Consider the following 16,938-nt stretch of genomic DNA (forward strand, 5'->3'; position numbering starts at 1 on the left):
ACTCAGCATTCCCATTCGGAACGGCTGAACAGGTAGCCCTTGCCCCACACGGTCTTGATCTTGCGCGCCTCGCCGGCGTGGTCGTCGAACTTGCGCCGCAGCTTGGAAATCGCCACGTCCACCGAGCGGTCGGTGCCGTTGAACTCGATGCCCCGCAGGCGTTGCAGGATCTGGTCGCGGCTCAGCACCTCGCCGGCATGCCGGGCCAGCACCACCAGCAGGTTATATTCGCCGCTGGACAGCTCCACCAGTTGCTCGCGCCAGCTCACGGTGCGCTCCGACAGGTCGATGCACAGGTTGCCCATGAGGATCCGGTCGCTGGCGGTCTGCGGCTCGCCGAGGCTGCTGCGGCGCAACAGGGTACGCACCCGCGCCAGCAGTACGCGCGGCTCGCAAGGCTTTGTCACATAATCGTCGGCACCCATTTCCAGACCCAGCACCTGATCATGGCTATCATCACGGGCGGTCAGCATCAGGATTGGCAGCGACGCCGAGTCGGCCCGCAGCAGGCGGCAGACCTGCAGGCCGTCCAGGCCGGGCAGCATCAGGTCGAGAATCACCAGGTCCGGCGGATTGACCCGCGCCCGTTCACGCACCTGGTCGCCGCGGCTGATGACATTGACCTGATAGCCGTTACGCTCCAGGTAACTGGCGATCAGTTCAGAGAGCGCGGGGTCGTCTTCGACCAGAAGAATGTTGGGCATGGGAATGAACGTCTTTGAGTGAAGAAAAACACAGCGACAACGTTCCTTAGAATGGCCCTGGGAAGCCGTCGCCCGATCAGCGAGGTACAAAGGATATACAACCTCGCGCGCACCCGAGCATTAGCTTCACACTTTTTCACACAGCACCTACACAGCTTCACAGCGGTTCTTGCGGCATGCCCTTAGCATGCCGCAGTCATCATTGGGGTATCAGCATGTCGAAAAACCTGTTTGCGCCGTTTTGCCTGTTGTTGCTGGCAGCCGCGCTGAGCGCTTGTGACAAGGCCTCCACCGCCGAGAAACAGGCGCCGCTGGCCAAGGTCCGGATCGAAACCGTCGAGACTCGCCCGCTGTCGATCAGCAGTGAACTGAGCGGGCGCATTGCCGCGCCGCGCATCGCCGAGGTCCGTGCGCGGGTGGCCGGCGTGGTGCTGCAACGCACCTTCCGCGAAGGCACCGACGTCAAGCAGGGCGACGTGCTGTTTCGCATCGACCCGGCGCCGTTCAAGGCCGACCTCGACAGCGCCCTGGCCAGCCTGCGCAAGGCCGAGGCCAATGCCTTCCAGGCGCGGCTGCAGGAGCAGCGCTACGCCCAGTTGATCGCCGACAAGGCCATCAGCGCCCAGGAATACGACAACGCCCGGGCCAACGCGCGCCAGACCGCCGCCGAGGTGGCCGCCAACCAGGCCGCCGTGCAGCGCGCCCGGCTGAACCTGGGCTACGCCACCGTCACCGCGCCGATTTCCGGGCGCGTCGGCCGCGCGCTGGTCACCGAAGGCGCGCTGGTGGGCCAGAACGAAACCACGCCGCTGGCGCTGATCCAGCAACTGGACCCGATCCACGCCGACCTCACCCAGTCCACCCGCGAGCTCAACGACCTGCGCCGGGCCTTCCGCGCCGGCCAACTGCAACAGGTCGGCCAGGACCAGGCCAAGGCCACGCTGATCCAGGACGACGGCAGCCTCTACCCGCTGCCGGGCAAGCTGCTGTTCGCCGACATCAGCGTCGACCCGAGCACCGGCCAGATCATCCTGCGCAGCGAGTTCCCCAACCCGGACCTCGACCTGCTGCCTGGCAGCTTCATTCGCGTACGCCTGGAGCAGGCGGTGAACCGCCAGGGCATCAGCGTGCCGCAGCGGGCCATCCAGCGCGACAGCGCCGGCATCGCCCAGGTGCTGCTGGTGGATGCCGAGCAGCGGGTGGTGCAGCGTCCGGTGCAACTGGGCGCCGCGCAAAAGGACCGCTGGATCGTCAGCGAAGGCCTCAAGGCCGGCGACCGTATCGTCGTCGAGGGCCTGCAGCACGCCCGTCCGGGCGAAAAGGTGCAGATCGACGACAGCCCTCTTCCCCTTGCCCAGACCACTGGACAGTAGGTAGGAACCCTCATGCCGCAATTCTTTATCGACCGTCCGGTGTTCGCCTGGGTGGTCGCCCTGTTTATCCTGCTGGCCGGCGCCCTCTCGATCCCGCAGTTGCCGGTGGCGCAGTACCCCAACGTCGCCCCGCCGAGCATCGAGATCTACGCCGTGTACCCGGGCGCCTCGGCGCAGACCGTGGACGAAAGCGTGGTCAGCCTGATCGAGGAGGAGCTCAACGGCGCCGACCACCTGCTGTACTTCTCGTCCCAGAGCAGCCTGGGCAGCGCCACCATCACCGCCACCTTCCAGCCGGGCACCAACCCGGAGATGGCCCAGGTCGACGTGCAGAACCGCCTCAAGGTGGTGGAGCCGCGCCTGCCGCAAGCCGTGACCCAGCAGGGCCTGCAAGTGGAAAAGGTCTCGGCCGGCTTCCTGCTGCTGATCACCCTCACCTCCAGCGACGGCAAGCTCGACGACACAGCGCTCAGCGACTACCTGGCGCGTAACGTGATGAACGAGATCCGCCGCCTGGACGGGGTCGGCAAGGCCCAGCTGTACGGCGCCGAACGGGCCATGCGGGTGTGGATCGACCCGCAGAAGCTGATCGGCTTCAACCTGACCCCGGCCGACGTCAACGCGGCGATCGTCGCGCAGAACGCCCAGGTCTCGGCCGGCAGCATCGGCGACCTGCCGGGCAACTCAACCCAGGAAATCACCGCCACGGTGCTGGTCAAGGGCCAGCTGTCGACCCCGCAAGAGTTCGCCGACATCGTCCTGCGGGCCAATCCGGACGGCTCCACCGTGCGCGTCGGCGACGTCGCCCGCGTGGAAGTCGGCAGCCAGGAATACCAGTTCTCCACCCGCCTCAACGGCAAGCCTTCCACCGCGGTCAGCGTGCAACTGTCGCCGGGGGCCAACGCCCTGAACACCGCGACCCTGATCCGGGCGAAGATGGACGAGCTGTCGCGCTACTTCCCGGCCGGCGTGGAATACAAGATCCCCTACGACACCTCGCCCTTCGTCAAGGTCTCGATCACCAAGGTGGTCTACACCCTGGGCGAAGCCATGCTGCTGGTGTTCGCGGTGATGTTCCTGTTCCTGCAGAACATCCGCTACACCCTGATCCCGACCCTGGTGGTGCCGGTGGCGCTGATGGGTACCTTCGCCACCATGCTGGCGCTGGGTTTCTCGATCAACGTGCTGACCATGTTCGGCATGGTCCTGGCCATCGGCATCCTGGTGGACGACGCCATTGTAGTGGTGGAGAACGTCGAGCGGATCATGGCCAGCGAGGGCCTGTCGCCCAGGGAGGCGACGCGCAAGGCAATGCAGCAGATCACCGGCGCCATCGTCGGCATCACCCTGGTGCTGGTGGCGGTGTTCCTGCCGATGGCCTTCATGCCCGGCTCGGTGGGCGTCATCTACCAGCAGTTCTCGCTGTCGATGGCCACCTCGATCCTGTTCTCGGCCTTCCTTGCCCTGACCCTGACCCCGGCCCTGTGCGCCACCCTGCTCAAGCCGATCGCCAAGGGCGAGCACCATGAAAAAGGCGGCTTCTTCGGCTGGTTCAACCGACGCTTCGAAAACCTCAGCGACGGCTACCAGCGCTGGGTCGCCTATGCACTGAAACGCTGCGGCCGCTACCTGCTGGTGTATGGGGTGCTGCTGGTGGGCCTGGGGCTGCTGTTCAGCCGCCTGCCCTCTTCGTTCCTGCCGGTGGAAGACCAGGGCTACACCATTACCGACATCCAGCTGCCACCGGGCGCGAGCAAGAACCGCACGGTCCAGGTGGTGGAGCAGATCGAGGCACATAACGCCAGCGAGCCGGGGGTCGGCGACAGTACGGTGATTCTCGGCTTCAGCTTCTCCGGCAGCGGGCAGAACGCCGCACTGACCTTTACCACCCTCAAGGACTGGGCGCAGCGCGGCAGCGACGATTCGGCTCAATCCATCGCCGACCGGGCCAACGCCGCCTTCAGTGAAATCAAGGATGCGGTTTCCTACGCCGTGCTGCCACCGCCGGTGGACGGCCTGGGTACCTCCAGTGGCTTCGAGTTCCGCCTGCAGGACCGCGGCGGCCTCGGCCATGCCGCGTTGATGCAGGCCCGCACCGAATTGCTGGCCGCCGCGGAAAAGAGCCCGATCCTCACCAACGTGCGCGAAAGCGCCCTGGCCGAGGCGCCGCAGGTGCACCTGGAAGTCGACCGCAAGCAGGCCAATGCCCTGGGCGTGTCCTTTGCCGACATCGGCAACGTACTGTCCACCGCGGTCGGTTCCAGCTACATCAACGACTTTCCCAACCAGGGGCGGATGCAGCGGGTGGTGGTCCAGGCCGAGGGCGATCGACGCAGCCAGGTGGAAGACCTGCTGAAGATCCATGTGCGCAACAACCTCGGCAAGATGGTGCCGCTGTCGGCCTTTGCCCAGGCGCGCTGGACCCAGGGCCCGACCCAACTGACCCGCTACAACGGCTACCCGGCCATCAGCATTTCCGGCGAGCCGGCCGCGGGCCACAGCACCGGCGAGGCCATGGCGGAAATCGAGCGCCTGGTCAGCCAGCTGCCGGCCGGCCTGGGCCAGGAATGGACCGGCCTGTCGCTGCAGGAACGCCTGTCCGGCAGCCAGGCGCCGCTGCTCCTGGGGCTGTCGCTGCTGATCGTGTTCCTGTGCCTGGCGGCGCTGTACGAAAGCTGGTCGATCCCCACCTCGGTGCTGCTGGTGGTGCCCCTGGGCGTGCTCGGCGCGGTGCTGGCGGTAACCCTGCGCGGCATGCCCAACGACGTGTTCTTCAAGGTCGGGCTGATCACCATCATCGGCCTGTCGGCGAAAAACGCGATCCTGATCATCGAGTTCGCCAAGAGCCTGTACGACGAAGGCCACGACCTGGTGGACGCCACGGTGCAGGCCGCGCGCCTGCGCCTGCGCCCCATCGTCATGACCTCGCTGGCGTTCATCCTCGGCGTGGTGCCCCTGGCCATCGCCAGCGGCGCCAGCTCGGCCAGCCAGCAGGCCATCGGTACCGGGGTGATCGGCGGCATGATCACCGCGACCCTGGCGGTGGTGTTCGTGCCGGTGTTTTTCGTGGTGGTGATGAGGCTGGTCAGGCGCCGCAGTGAAAAACCAGTGAGCGTCACGGCGCCAGGAGCCGCCGAATAGTCATGCAGCGACGGGTCTTCAGCGCACCGCGTTATTGTTGAGGACTCATCGCGAGCAAGCTTCGCTCCAGAAAAACCGGTGTAGCCGCAGGGGGATGCCCCCTGCGGCCACAGGGCCGGCATGCTAAGGTTTGCGGCAAACCCGCCACTGCGAGCCGCCATGTCCCTTCTTGTACGTACCCACCCTCGCCTGACCATCGGCGCCTTGATCGGCCTGGCCGCAGGCATCCTGGTGCCGGCCGACGCCTTGATCAGCAAGATTCTCATCGGCTGGAACGCCGGGGTCTGGAGTTACCTGGCGCTGATGTTCTGGCTCACCGCGCGGTCCAGGGCCGACGATGTGAAACGTATCGCCGAGGTCGAGGACGAGAACGCCGGGCTGGTGTTGTTCATGGTCTGCATCGCGGCCATCGCCAGCCTCGCCGCCATCACCCTCTCGCTGGCCGGCAGCAAGGATCTGGAAACCGGCCGGCGCCTGCTGCATTACGCCTTCACCGGCCTGACAGTGCTGGGCTCCTGGCTGCTGATCGGGGTGATCTTCAGCGTGCACTACGCCCGCCTCTACTACACCTGGGGCGGCAAGGCGCCGGCCCTGCGTTTCGCCGAAGGCCTGACCACCCCCAACTACTGGGACTTCCTGTATTTCTCCTTCACCATCGGCGTGGCGGTGCAGACCTCCGACGTCGGTGTCGCCACCCGCGAGCTGCGCAAGATCGTCCTGGCCCAGTCGCTGATCGGCTTTGTGTTCAACACCGCGATCCTCGGGTTTTCCATCAATATCGCCGCCGGGCTGTTCGGTTGATGCCGCACAAATGTTCTAGACCCGACCCGGCCGGCGGGCGCTAACTGGCGTTCCCGCCCTTGTCACGGACACGCCATGAACGCGCACAACTGGATCGATCTGGCCCAGGACGCCGACACCGGCATCGAAACCCTGCGCGCCCATTTCACCGGCCATGCCTACGACCCCCACTGGCATGACAGCTACCTGGTGGGCGTGACCGAAGAAGGCGTGCAGCAATTCCACTGCCGGCGCGAGCGTTTTCACAGCACCCCGGGCAAGGTGTTCCTGCTCGAACCCGGGGAAATCCACGACGGCGATGCCCCCACCGAAGGCGGCTTCACCTACCGCATGCTGTACCTCGACCCGCAGTGGCTGGAGCGTGAACTGAGCGCGTTGTTCGAAGAGGCGCCGGCCGACAGCCAGCTGAGCTTCGCCACCACCCTGGCCAGCGACCAGCGCCTGGCCCAGGCCACCAGCTATGCCTTCCACAGCCTGCACCACGGCGAGCTGCGCATTGTCCGCCAGAGCGCCATGGACCAGTTGCTCGACCCGCTCACCGGCCACCTGCACTGGCGCAAGCGCTACCACCAGGACCCGCGCCTGCCGCTGGTGGCGCACAAGGCCCGCGACTATCTGCATGCCTACGCCCAGCAGGACATCAGCCTGGACGAACTGGGCGCGGTCTGTGGCGTCGACCGCTTCCGCCTGACCCGCGCCTTCAAGGCCGCCTATGGCCTGCCGCCCCACGCCTACCTGGTGCAATTGCGCCTGGCCAAGGCCCGGCGCCTGCTGGCTCGCGGCGCACAACCGGCCGAGGTGGCCATGGCCCTGGGGTTCGCCGACCAGAGCCATATGGGCCGCTGGTTCGTCCGCGCCTACGGCCTGACCCCGGCGGCCTATCGCAAGCGCTGCTCAAACCTTCCAGACGCCTGAACCCGCGCCGGCGAAGATCGCCTTCATCGATCTTCACTGGAGTTTTGCCGACGATGTTGCCTTCCCTGCCTGGCCTGCTGCCCTTCCTGCTGTTTGCCTTCGTTGCCTCCATCACCCCGGGGCCGACCAATATCCTGGTGCTGAGCAACAGCGCCCGCTACGGTTTCAAGGCCGCGCTGCCGATCGTTCTCGGCGCCTGCATGGCCGCCGCCGGCATCGTCATGCTGGTGGGCAGTGGCCTCGGCCGCACGCTGATGGAAGTACCCGGCCTGCCGAGCGCCATGCGCTGGGCCGGGGTGATCTGGCTCAGCTACCTGGCCTGGCAGATCTTCCGTGCCCCGGCCCCATCCCTCGATCCGCAGGCCGATACCCCGCACCGACGCCTGGGCCTGCTCGGCGCCGCCAGCCTGCAACTGGTCAACCCGAAAACCTGGATGATGGCCCTGGCCGTGGTCAGTGTGTTCGCCGGCAATGGCAGCGAACGCCAAGGCCAGGTGCTGTACCTGTCGCTGGTGTTTTTCCTGGTGTCCCTGCCTTGCCTCGGCAGCTGGGCGCTGCTCGGCGCCGGCTCCGCCCGGCTGCTGCGTTCGCCGCGGGCCATGCAGCGTTTCAACCGGGGCATGGCACTGTTGCTGCTGGCCTCGGCCTGGGCAAGCCTATGGGCCTGAACTGAGTCGCCCCAGTGCAAGAGCCGGTCGCCTCAGGGCGCTTTCATAGCGGTCAGGGTTACCTACAGTGGTGGGCACGGCGCAACAAGACGCCGCCTCTGACAATAACAACCTGCCGGACGAGACCCTGTGATGAAAACCCTGTTCAAGCCTTGTCTCCCGCTTCTCTGCGGCGCCCTGCTCCTCAGCGCCAATACCTGGGCCAGCGAGCCCGCTTCCTGCAAGACCGTGCGCATGGGCGTGGTCAACTGGACCGACGTCATCGCCACCAGCGGCATGGCCGACGTGCTGCTGACCGGCCTGGGCTACGACAGCAAACAGACCAGCGCCGTGCAGCAGATCATCTTCGCCGGCATCCGCGACAAGCGCCTGGACATCTTCCTCGGCTACTGGAAACCGGCGATGGACAAGAACATCGCGCCGTTCCTCGAGGCCGGGCAGGTCAAGGTCCTGGATAAACCGAGCCTGGCCGACGCCCAGGCCACCCTCGCCGTGCCGGACTATGTCGCCGCCGCGGGCCTGAAGACCTTTGCCGACATCGCCCGCTTCAAGGAGCAACTGGGCGGCAAGATCTATGGCATCGAGCCCGGCAGCGGCGCCAATACCACCATCAAGACGATGATCGACAGCGACCGCTTCGGCCTCAAGGGCTTCAAGCTGGTGGAGTCCGGCGAGGCCGGCATGCTCGCGGCGGTACAACGGGCGATCAACCGCAAGGAGTTCGTGGTCTTCGTCGGCTGGACCCCGCACCCGATGAACATCAACATGCGGATCGAATACCTGACTGGCAGCGAAGACGTCTACGGCCCCAACGAAGGCGCGGCCAGCGTGTCTACCGTCACCGCGCCGGACTACGCCGAGCGTTGCCCCAACGTCCAGCGCCTGCTGGAAAACCTGACCTTCACCGCGGCCCAGGAAAGCCAACTGATGGTGCCGATCATGGAACGCAAGACGCCCCAGGACGTGGCGCGGCAATGGCTGCGCGAGCACCCCGAGGACCTGCAACGCTGGCTGGCCGGGGTCAGCAGCTTCGAGGGCAAGGATGGCGTGGCGGCCGTGCAGGCCAGCCTGAAACAGTGACGCCCCGCCGGTCTCATCGCGAGCAAGCTCGCTCCTACAGATATTTGCGCCATTCCCTGTAGCAGCCGGTCGATGCTCGATTGCTCGCGATGCCCCTCTTCCAGACAATGGATATCCCCTGGCTATGCGTCACTACCCACTCTCCCCCGAACTCGCCGCCTTCGTTGCCCAAACCTTGGGCTTCACCAGCCCCGACAACAGCTTCAAGGGCTGGCGCGACAGCTACAGCCGTATGTGTCGCGCATTCACCCCGCCCCGTCCCGATGGCCTGCAGGTCAGCGACCTGCTGCTGGCCGGGGTGCCGGTGCGCGCCTATTGCCCCGCCAGCCCGATGCCCGCAAACGGTTGGCCCTGCCTGCTGTACCTGCACGGTGGCGGCTGGGTGGTGGGCGACCTGGATTCCCACGACTTCATCACCGCCTACCTGGCGGCGCAGTTGCAGGTGCTGGTGATTGCCGTGGATTACCGCCTGGCGCCCGAGCATCCGTTTCCCGCCGCCTTCGACGATTGCCTGGCGGCCTGGCGCGCCTTGCAGGCCGGCGCCAGCCCCTTTGCCCTGGACGCCCGGCGGCAACTGGTGATCGGCGACAGCGCCGGCGGCAACCTCGCCGCGGCCTTGTGCCTGGCCCTGCGCGATGCCGGCGAACCCTTGCCCGCCGCCCAGGTGCTGCTGTACCCCGGCCTCGGTGGCGCCGCCGACCTGCCCTCGCGCAGCCAGTGCGCCGACGCGCCCCTGCTCGGCAGCAACGACCTGGACGCCTACCAGGCCCTGTATTTGCCCGGACCGAGCCAGCGTTCGCCCTATGCCCGGCCCTTGCTGGCTACGGATTTCAGTGGCCTGCCCGCTGCCTTTATCGCCCTGGCGCAGTTCGACCCGCTGCGCGACGACGGCGCGCTGTACCACCAACGGTTGTTGGCCGCCGGCGGCCACAGCCAGCTGTACCCGGGCCTCGGCCTGGTGCATGGCTGCCTGCGGGCCCGGGGCATGGCGCCGGAGGTGGATGCGCTGTATGGCGCCTTGCTCGACGCTCTGCGGGCCTGCCTCGAATAGCGTTCCTCAGCGAAACCGCATGGCCCTTATCGCGAGCAAGTCGGATCGCCGCCCGCTCGCGTCTAAGGGTTGTGCAGGCACTTTCTCGGAATGAATTCACTTTGCTGGCGTCTGTAGGAGCGAGGCTTGCCCGCGATCACCTGCAACGCAGGTGCCAGACGCTTTCCTCTGCCAAAGAAGACCACCGGCGCTCGGCCGCGTGACATTTTTTTCATCCCGCTGGCGCTGATCGCGCTTGACGGCGAAAGCGCTTTGCTGTTTCCTGAAACCGGTTTCAGCGATGCGGCAGAACGTCGCACCTGGAACGGATACACCCATAACAAGAACGCCAAAGACAGGTCGCCGCCCGTGAACAGTTTTTCCGCCGCCCAGCGCAACCGCGTCACCATGCTCGATGTCGCCGAACGCGCCGGGGTCTCCAAGGCCAGCGTGTCGCGCTTTATCGGCGAAGACCGCGCCCTGCTCTCCGATGCCATTGCCCTGCGCATCGAACAGGCGATAGCCGAACTGGGCTACCGCCCGAACCAGATGGCCCGCGGGCTGAAACGCGGGCGCACGCGCCTGATCGGCATGCTGGTGGCCGATATCCGCAACCCCTATTCGATTGCCGTGATGCATGGCGTGGAAACCGCCTGCCGCCAGCACGGCTACAGCCTGGTGGTGTGCAACACCGACCGCGACGACGAGCAGGAGCGCCAGCACCTGGCCAACCTGCGCTCGTACAACATCGAAGGCCTGATCGTGAACACCCTGGGCCATCACCTGGACGAACTGCGCGAACTGCATCGGGAAATGCCCATGGTCCTGGTGGACCGCAAGGTCGAACAGCTGCACAGCGACCTGGTCGGCCTGGACAACCCGCAAGCCGTGCGCAGTGCCATCGAACACCTGCAAGAGCGCGGCTATCGCGACCTGCTGCTGGTCAGCGAACCCTATGACGGCACCAGCTCGCGGCTCGAACGCAGCAACAGTTTCAAGGCGCAGATCGAGCAACGCCCGGCCTTGCAGGGCGCGGTGGTGGAAACCGGCGCCACGCTGAACCAGCAGTTGCAAGCGTTCCTCGCCGCTCCCGGCCCCGGGCCGAAAGCCCTGTTCTGCGCCAACGGCGTCGCCGCCCTGGCCGCGACCCGGGCCTTGCGCGAGCTGGGCTGCGCGCTGTTCGACGAGATCGGCCTGATCGCCCTCGACGACCTCGACTGGTATCCGCTGGTGGGCAGCGGCATCACCGCCCTCGCCCAACCCACCGAGCGCATCGGCGCCAGCGCCTTCGAGTGCCTGCTCAAACGCTTGCGCGGCGATGTCGAGCCGCTGCGGGTGCTGGACTTCCCGGCCGAGCTGATCGTCCGTGGCTCCACCCGACAACGAGGGTCCCTGTAACCACTATCGCGGTGTCGGTGTAGCCGCTGCCGAGCCTGCGAGGCTGCGATCGGCAACGCAGTTGCCGCAAAACCTGACACCTCGCAGGAACGGGGGAAACACGGTGCCTGCCTGGCGAGGCCTTCGGCCTCGATCGCAGCCTCGCTGCACTCGGCAGCGGCTACAAGGGATCGCGCAGGCATGAAGATAGGGAACTGAGCTTCTTTTGAGGGGCTTTTTTTTGAGAAGAAATGAAACCGGTTTCAGAGGCCATGACCATGAATAAATCGCCCGTCTCCATCAGCCTTTCCAGCTACGGCGCCGACCGCGTCCGTGAGCAGGGCCAGGGCCGTTTCATCGAGGTGCTGGCCGCCGCCGGCGCGTCGCGTATCGAATGGCGCGAAGAGCTGCTGACCGTCGAAGACCCGTCCCAGCTGGCCCAGGCCACCCGCGACCGGCAACTGGAAAGCGTATTTTCTTCGCCGCTGGAACTCTGGGTGGCCGGGCGTTCCCGGGCCAACCCGCTGCTGGAACAGGCGCTGCAACGGGCCGAGGCCTTCGGCGCGAAAAGCCTCAAGGTGTCCCTGGGGTACTTCACCGAACACAACGACCTGCCCCAGCTGGCCCTGTTGCTGGCGCAGTCCCCGGTACAACTGCTGGTGGAAAACGACCAGACCCTGCACGGCGGGCGCATCGAACCCTTCCAGCGCTTCTTCGCCGAGGTCGAGCGCCACCGCCTACCGGTGCAGATGACTTTCGACATCGGCAACTGGCAGTGGCAGGACCAGTCCGCCTCCACCGCCGCGCGCCTGCTCGGCCGCTATGTCGGCTACGTGCACTGCAAGGCCGTGGCCCGGCGCGCCGACGGCAAGCTGGTGGCGATACCGCCGGGCATGGCCGACCTGCATCTGTGGGAACAATTGCTGCGGCACATGACCCAAGGTGTGACCCGGGCCGTGGAATACCCGCTGCAAGGCGACGACCTGGTGCAGCTGACCCGCGAGCACGTCGCCACCCTCGCCCGCCTTGGCCAATCCCGCCTGGAGCACGCCCATGTCTGAGTTCGATATCCTGTCGTTCGGTGAAACCATGGCGATGTTCGTCGCCGAACAGAGCGGCGACCTGGCCCGGGTCGGCCACTTCCACAAACGCATCGCCGGCGCCGACAGCAACGTCGCCATCGGCCTGTCGCGCCTGGGCTTCAAGGTCGGCTGGCTGAGCCGGGTCGGCGCCGATTCCCTGGGGCGCTTTGTCATCGACAGCCTGCAGGCCGAAGGCGTGGACTGCCGCTTCGTCGCCACCGACCGGCAACACCCCACCGGTTTCCAGCTCAAGTCCCTGGAAGAGCACGGCGCCGATCCGCGGGTGGAATACTTCCGTCGCGGTTCGGCGGCCAGCCACCTGAGCGTCGCCGATATCGCCCCCGCACTGCTGCGCGCCCGCCACCTGCACGCCACCGGCATTCCCCCGGCGCTGTCGGCCTCGGCCCGCGACCTGTCCCACAGCCTGATGAGCAGAATGCGCGCGGCCGGCCGCAGCGTGTCCTTCGACCCGAACCTGCGGCCCAGCCTGTGGGGCAGCGAAAAACTGATGATCCACGAAATCAACCGCCTGGCCGTGCTCGCCCATTGGGTACTGCCGGGCCTGAGCGAAGGCCGCCTGCTGACCGGCTATGAAGACCCGGCCGACATCGCCGCGTTTTACCTGGACCAGGGCGTCGAGGCCGTGGCGATCAAGCTCGGTGCCCATGGCGCCTATTACCGCACCCCGTTGCACGAAGGGTTCGTCGAGGCCGTGCCGGTGACCCAGGTGGTCGACACCGTGGGCGCCGGCGACGGTTTTGCCGTCGGCCTGATCAGCGCCCTGCTGGAGAACCACAGCGTCGCCGAGGCGGTGCAACGCGCCAACTGGATCGGCAGCCGCGCAGTGCAGAGCCGCGGCGACATGGAAGGCCTGCCGAGCCGCGATGAACTGGAGACGGCCGCGCTGCGGTCGATCGCGAGCAAGCTCGCTCCTACAGGGGATGTTGGCGCTTGTGCAGGTGCGAGCCTGCTCGCGATTGGCCCTTGACCTCCCACACAACCATTGAACCAACGCGTTACCTGTTGCGACAAAAACAACAAGCTCAGGAGCACCCTCATGCAAACGCTGAAACTCGCCACCCGCCGCTGGTGGTACATCATGCCCATCGTGTTCATCACCTACAGCCTGGCGTACCTGGACCGCGCCAACTACGGGTTCGCCGCCGCCTCGGGGATGGCCGCCGACCTGATGATCACCCCGGGGCTGTCGTCGCTGCTGGGCGCCTTGTTCTTCCTCGGTTACTTTTTCTTCCAGGTACCGGGGGCGATCTACGCGCAAAAACACAGCGTGAAGAAGCTGATCTTCGTCAGCCTGATCCTCTGGGGCAGCCTGGCCACCCTCACCGGCGTGGTGTCCAACGCCTACATGCTGATCGCCATCCGCTTCATGCTCGGGGTGGTCGAGGCCGCGGTGATGCCGGCGATGCTGGTCTACCTGTGCCACTGGTTCACCCGGGCCGAACGCTCGCGGGCCAACACCTTCCTGATCCTCGGCAACCCGGTGACCATGCTCTGGATGTCGGTGGTCTCGGGGTACCTGGTGGAGCATTTCAGCTGGCGCTGGATGTTCATCATCGAAGGCCTGCCGGCGGTGCTCTGGGCCTTTATCTGGTGGCGCCTGGCCGATGACCGCCCGAGCGCGGCGAAATGGCTCAGCGACCAGGAAAAACACGACCTGGAAAGCGCCCTGGCCGCCGAACAGGTGGGCATCAAGGCGGTGAAGAACTACGCCGAAGCCTTCCGCTCGCCCAAGGTGATCATCCTCGCCCTGCAGTTCTTCTGCTGGAGCATCGGCGTCTACGGCTTCGTGCTGTGGCTGCCGTCGATCCTCAAGCACGGCGCGCAGATGGACATGGTCGAGGCCGGCTGGCTGTCGGCGCTGCCTTACCTGGCCGCGGTGATCGCCATGCTCGGGGTGTCCTGGGGCTCGGACCGGATCCAGAAGCGCAAGCGTTTCGTCTGGCCGCCGCTGCTGATCGCCTCCTTCGCCTTCTACGGCTCCTACCTGCTGGGCGCCGAGCACTTCTGGTGGTCCTACACCCTGCTGGTGATCGCCGGCGCCTGCATGTACGCGCCTTACGGGCCATTCTTCGCCATCGTCCCGGAGATCCTCCCGGCCAACGTCGCCGGCGGCGCCATGGCGCTGATCAACAGCATGGGCGCCCTGGGCTCGTTCGGCGGCTCCTACCTGGTGGGCTACCTGAACAGCGCCACCGGCTCGCCGGGCGCCTCCTACCTGCTGATGAGCGGCGCGCTGCTGCTGTCGGTGGTGCTGACCCTCTTCCTCAACCCGGGTGCCAGCGACCGCCAGCGCACCGCGCTGCCGGCACGTCGCCGCCTGGCGCATTCCTGAATCGAACAAGGTGAACCCCATGAAAAAACAGGTCGTGCTGTACAAGAAACTCTCGCCGCCGCTGATGGCCCGCCTGCATGAGCAGGCCCAGGTAACCCTGATCGAAGACCTCAGCGCCCAGGGCCTGGCCAAGCTGCGTAGCGCCCTGCCCTCGGCCCAGGGCCTGCTCGGCGCCAGCCTGCGCCTGGACGCCGAACTGCTGGACCTGGCGCCGTGCCTGGAAGCCGTGGCCAGCGTGTCGGTGGGCGTCGACAACTACGACATCGACTACCTGACCCGGCGCCACATCCTGCTCAGCAACACCCCGGACGTGCTCACCGAAACCACCGCCGACACCGGCTTCGCCCTGATCCTGGCCAGCGCCCGGCGCGTGGTGGAACTGGCCAACCTGGTGCGTGCCGGCCAGTGGAACCGCAATATCGGCCCGCTGCATTTCGGCAGCGACGTGCACGGCAAGACCCTGGGCATCATCGGCATGGGGCGGATCGGCGAAGCCCTGGCCCAGCGCGGCCATTTCGGCTTCGGCATGCCGGTGATCTATCACAGCAACAGTCCGAAGCCGGCGGTGGAACAGCGTTTCGGCGCCCGCTATTGCAGCCTGCCGCAGCTGCTGCAACAGGCCGACTTCATCTGCCTGACCCTGCCGCTGACGGACCAGACCCAGGGCCTGATCGGCCGCGAAGCGTTCGCCCTGATGCGCCCGGAAAGCATCTTCATCAATATTTCCCGGGGCAAGGTGGTGGACGAACAGGCGCTGATCGAGGCCTTGCAGCAACGACGGATTCGCGCGGCCGGGCTGGATGTGTTCGAGCGTGAACCGCTGGGCCACGACTCGCCGCTGTTGCAGCTGAACAATGTGGTGGCCACTCCGCATATCGGCTCGGCGACCTTAGAGACCCGCGAAGCCATGGCCCGCTGCGCCGTCGACAACCTGCTGGCGGCCCTGGCCGGCCAGCGCCCGGCCAACCTGGTGAACCCCCAGGCCTGGGAGCGCCGCAAAACCGCCGTCTGACTCCAACCTTCGCCGCCCCCCTGTAGGAGCGAGCTTGCTCGCGATGGACTTGAGAACGCCGCGTACACCCAGCCAATACGCGTCCTCGTCAACGATCATCGCGAGCACGCTCGCTCCTACAGGTTTTCAAGCGCAGGGCCCCGGGATTGCCCAGGGCCTGCGGCAACGGTCAAAGGCGATTGAGCGTGTCGGTCAGTGACGTCGCTTTGGCGTTCGGCCTTCGAGCAGGTCCTGGGTGCAGCGGACGATGCGCTGGCAGGCCTCGGCCAGGCGCTGCCGGTCCACCACCAGGCCGATGCGGATATGCCCCGCCGCACTGGGGCCGAAGGCCTCGCCGGCGAGCACCGAGACGCCGTGCCCTTCCAGCAGCAGCTCGGCGAATTGCTGGGCGCCCAGGCCGGTTTCCCGTACATCGACCATGACGAACATGCCGCCATCGGGCTTGACCGGTTTCAGCCCCGGGCACTGGCTCAGTTGCGCACACACCAGGTCGCGGCGCTGGCGATATTCCTCGCGCATCTGCGCAAGCTCCGGCAAGTCGGCATCCAGCGCCACCACCGCGGCGTTCTGTACGAAATCCGGCAGCCCGTACAGCATGCACAGCGCCAGATGGCTCAAATGCCCGGCCAGGGCCTGGGGCGCCACCACCCAGCCGACCCGCCAGCCGGTCATGGCATGGGACTTGGACAGGCTGTTGATGGTCGCCGTGCGTTCGGCCATGCCCGGCAGGCTGCCGGGGCTGATGTGTTCGCCGTCGAACAGCAGGTCGCTGTAGACCTCGTCGGAGATCAGCCACAGGTCGTGCTCGACGCACAGTCGCGCCAGGGCCTGCCAGGTTTCCCGGGACAGGCTGGCGCCGGAGGGGTTGTTCGGGCTGTTGAGCATCAGCGCGCGGGTCTTGGGCGTGATGCGCGCGGCGACCGCCGCCGGCTCGACGCGAAAGCCGTTCTCCGGGCGCACCGGAATCGGCAGCACCTTGGCCCCGCAGGCACCGAATACCCCTTCGTAGGTGACATACATGGGCTCGGCGACCAGCACCTCGTCGCCGGGATCGAGCAGGCACTGGGCCACGGAAAATACCGCGCACTGCGCCCCCGGCAGCACCACCACATGCTCGGCGTCCACCGCCTGGCCGCTGCGGGTGGCATGCCGGTGGGCGATGCGGGTACGCAGCGAACGGTTGCCGCGCACCTCCGAATAGTGGGTATCGCCCGCCAGCAGGCTATCGATGGCGGCCTGGACAATCGGCCGCGGGGTGTCGAAATCCGGGTCGCCGATGGTCAGCAGCAGCACATCGACGCCCTGCTCGCGCAGTTCCAGGGCGCGGTAGTGAATTTGCCAGGCCGCGGCACCTTCGCCGGCGATCCGTTGGGTCAGGGCTGAATAGCGCATCTCACTCTCC

General features: G+C 66.5%; 15 protein-coding genes. 12 read left to right on the forward strand and 3 right to left on the reverse strand.

Annotation, left to right across the window (positions count from 1 at the left end):
- Positions 1–2: 2 nt before the first annotated feature.
- Positions 3–704, reverse strand: coding sequence for a response regulator (locus tag IF690_RS16645; RefSeq protein WP_023965678.1), 702 nt, complete (start codon positions 702–704; stop codon positions 3–5).
- Positions 705–919: 215 nt separating this feature from the next.
- Between IF690_RS16645 and IF690_RS16650 the strand changes: the two genes are divergently transcribed.
- The 7 genes from IF690_RS16650 to IF690_RS16680 all read left to right on the forward strand — a co-directional run bounded on the left by IF690_RS16650 (position 920) and on the right by IF690_RS16680 (position 9,733).
- Positions 920–2,077 carry an efflux RND transporter periplasmic adaptor subunit gene (locus IF690_RS16650; protein WP_202696540.1) on the forward strand — a complete coding sequence of 386 codons (1,158 nt, stop codon included), beginning with the start codon at positions 920–922 and terminating at the stop codon, positions 2,075–2,077.
- 12 nt (positions 2,078–2,089) lie between these two features.
- Positions 2,090–5,218: an efflux RND transporter permease subunit gene (locus tag IF690_RS16655; RefSeq protein ID WP_202696541.1), complete on the forward strand. Its 3,129-nt coding sequence runs from the start codon at positions 2,090–2,092 to the stop codon at positions 5,216–5,218.
- A gap of 159 nt (positions 5,219–5,377) precedes the next feature.
- Positions 5,378–6,019, forward strand: coding sequence for a DUF1345 domain-containing protein (locus IF690_RS16660; RefSeq protein WP_202696542.1), 642 nt, complete (start codon positions 5,378–5,380; stop codon positions 6,017–6,019).
- Between the two features lie 75 nt (positions 6,020–6,094).
- Positions 6,095–6,934 (forward strand): AraC family transcriptional regulator, encoded by an 840-nt coding sequence (locus IF690_RS16665; RefSeq protein ID WP_202696543.1) that lies wholly within the window; start codon positions 6,095–6,097, stop codon positions 6,932–6,934.
- 53 nt (positions 6,935–6,987) lie between these two features.
- On the forward strand, positions 6,988–7,602 hold the full coding sequence (locus IF690_RS16670) for a LysE family translocator (protein WP_202696544.1): 615 nt from the start codon (positions 6,988–6,990) through the stop codon (positions 7,600–7,602).
- Positions 7,603–7,734: 132 nt separating this feature from the next.
- Positions 7,735–8,682 carry a choline ABC transporter substrate-binding protein gene (locus IF690_RS16675; protein ID WP_202696545.1) on the forward strand — a complete coding sequence of 316 codons (948 nt, stop codon included), beginning with the start codon at positions 7,735–7,737 and terminating at the stop codon, positions 8,680–8,682.
- A gap of 124 nt (positions 8,683–8,806) precedes the next feature.
- Positions 8,807–9,733: an alpha/beta hydrolase gene (locus IF690_RS16680; RefSeq protein WP_202696546.1), complete on the forward strand. Its 927-nt coding sequence runs from the start codon at positions 8,807–8,809 to the stop codon at positions 9,731–9,733.
- A gap of 62 nt (positions 9,734–9,795) precedes the next feature.
- Here IF690_RS16680 and IF690_RS16685 read toward each other — a convergent pair whose 3' ends face one another.
- On the reverse strand, positions 9,796–10,110 hold the full coding sequence (locus IF690_RS16685; RefSeq protein ID WP_202696547.1) for a hypothetical protein: 315 nt from the start codon (positions 10,108–10,110) through the stop codon (positions 9,796–9,798).
- Between IF690_RS16685 and IF690_RS16690 the strand changes: the two genes are divergently transcribed.
- The 5 genes from IF690_RS16690 to IF690_RS16710 all read left to right on the forward strand — a co-directional run bounded on the left by IF690_RS16690 (position 10,082) and on the right by IF690_RS16710 (position 15,536).
- Entirely contained in the window at positions 10,082–11,110 is a 1,029-nt protein-coding gene (locus tag IF690_RS16690; protein ID WP_286673823.1) for a LacI family DNA-binding transcriptional regulator, read from the forward strand. The two genes, IF690_RS16685 and IF690_RS16690, sit on opposite strands and share 29 nt — an antisense overlap.
- A 257-nt stretch (positions 11,111–11,367) precedes the next feature.
- Positions 11,368–12,150 carry a sugar phosphate isomerase/epimerase family protein gene (locus IF690_RS16695; protein ID WP_202696548.1) on the forward strand — a complete coding sequence of 261 codons (783 nt, stop codon included), beginning with the start codon at positions 11,368–11,370 and terminating at the stop codon, positions 12,148–12,150.
- A complete protein-coding gene (locus IF690_RS16700; RefSeq protein WP_202696549.1) occupies positions 12,143–13,159 on the forward strand; it encodes a sugar kinase in 1,017 nt (338 codons plus the stop codon). Before IF690_RS16695 ends, IF690_RS16700 begins: the two co-directional genes overlap by 8 nt.
- A gap of 69 nt (positions 13,160–13,228) precedes the next feature.
- Complete coding sequence (locus IF690_RS16705) at positions 13,229–14,524, forward strand: MFS transporter (RefSeq protein WP_202696550.1); 1,296 nt, start codon at positions 13,229–13,231, stop codon at positions 14,522–14,524.
- 19 nt (positions 14,525–14,543) lie between these two features.
- Entirely contained in the window at positions 14,544–15,536 is a 993-nt protein-coding gene (locus IF690_RS16710) for a 2-hydroxyacid dehydrogenase (protein WP_202696551.1), read from the forward strand.
- 192 nt (positions 15,537–15,728) lie between these two features.
- Here IF690_RS16710 and IF690_RS16715 read toward each other — a convergent pair whose 3' ends face one another.
- Positions 15,729–16,928 (reverse strand): pyridoxal phosphate-dependent aminotransferase, encoded by a 1,200-nt coding sequence (locus IF690_RS16715; RefSeq protein WP_202696552.1) that lies wholly within the window; start codon positions 16,926–16,928, stop codon positions 15,729–15,731.
- Positions 16,929–16,938 lie beyond the last annotated feature (10 nt).

It is taken from the genome of Pseudomonas sp. SK3(2021) (assembly GCF_016772375.1).
Lineage (GTDB): Bacteria > Pseudomonadota > Gammaproteobacteria > Pseudomonadales > Pseudomonadaceae > Aquipseudomonas > Aquipseudomonas chlororaphis_I.

Coding starts and splice junctions, on each gene's coding strand:
- IF690_RS16700 (WP_202696549.1), top strand. CDS start 12,143: ATGTCTGAGTTCGATATCCTGTCGTTCGGTGAAACCATGGCGATGTTC.
- IF690_RS16675 (WP_202696545.1), top strand. CDS start 7,735: ATGAAAACCCTGTTCAAGCCTTGTCTCCCGCTTCTCTGCGGCGCCCTG.
- IF690_RS16695 (WP_202696548.1), top strand. CDS start 11,368: ATGAATAAATCGCCCGTCTCCATCAGCCTTTCCAGCTACGGCGCCGAC.
- IF690_RS16665 (WP_202696543.1), top strand. CDS start 6,095: ATGAACGCGCACAACTGGATCGATCTGGCCCAGGACGCCGACACCGGC.
- IF690_RS16660 (WP_202696542.1), top strand. CDS start 5,378: ATGTCCCTTCTTGTACGTACCCACCCTCGCCTGACCATCGGCGCCTTG.
- IF690_RS16645 (WP_023965678.1), bottom strand. CDS start 704: ATGCCCAACATTCTTCTGGTCGAAGACGACCCCGCGCTCTCTGAACTG.
- IF690_RS16655 (WP_202696541.1), top strand. CDS start 2,090: ATGCCGCAATTCTTTATCGACCGTCCGGTGTTCGCCTGGGTGGTCGCC.
- IF690_RS16710 (WP_202696551.1), top strand. CDS start 14,544: ATGAAAAAACAGGTCGTGCTGTACAAGAAACTCTCGCCGCCGCTGATG.
- IF690_RS16705 (WP_202696550.1), top strand. CDS start 13,229: ATGCAAACGCTGAAACTCGCCACCCGCCGCTGGTGGTACATCATGCCC.
- IF690_RS16715 (WP_202696552.1), bottom strand. CDS start 16,928: ATGCGCTATTCAGCCCTGACCCAACGGATCGCCGGCGAAGGTGCCGCG.
- IF690_RS16670 (WP_202696544.1), top strand. CDS start 6,988: ATGTTGCCTTCCCTGCCTGGCCTGCTGCCCTTCCTGCTGTTTGCCTTC.
- IF690_RS16680 (WP_202696546.1), top strand. CDS start 8,807: ATGCGTCACTACCCACTCTCCCCCGAACTCGCCGCCTTCGTTGCCCAA.
- IF690_RS16650 (WP_202696540.1), top strand. CDS start 920: ATGTCGAAAAACCTGTTTGCGCCGTTTTGCCTGTTGTTGCTGGCAGCC.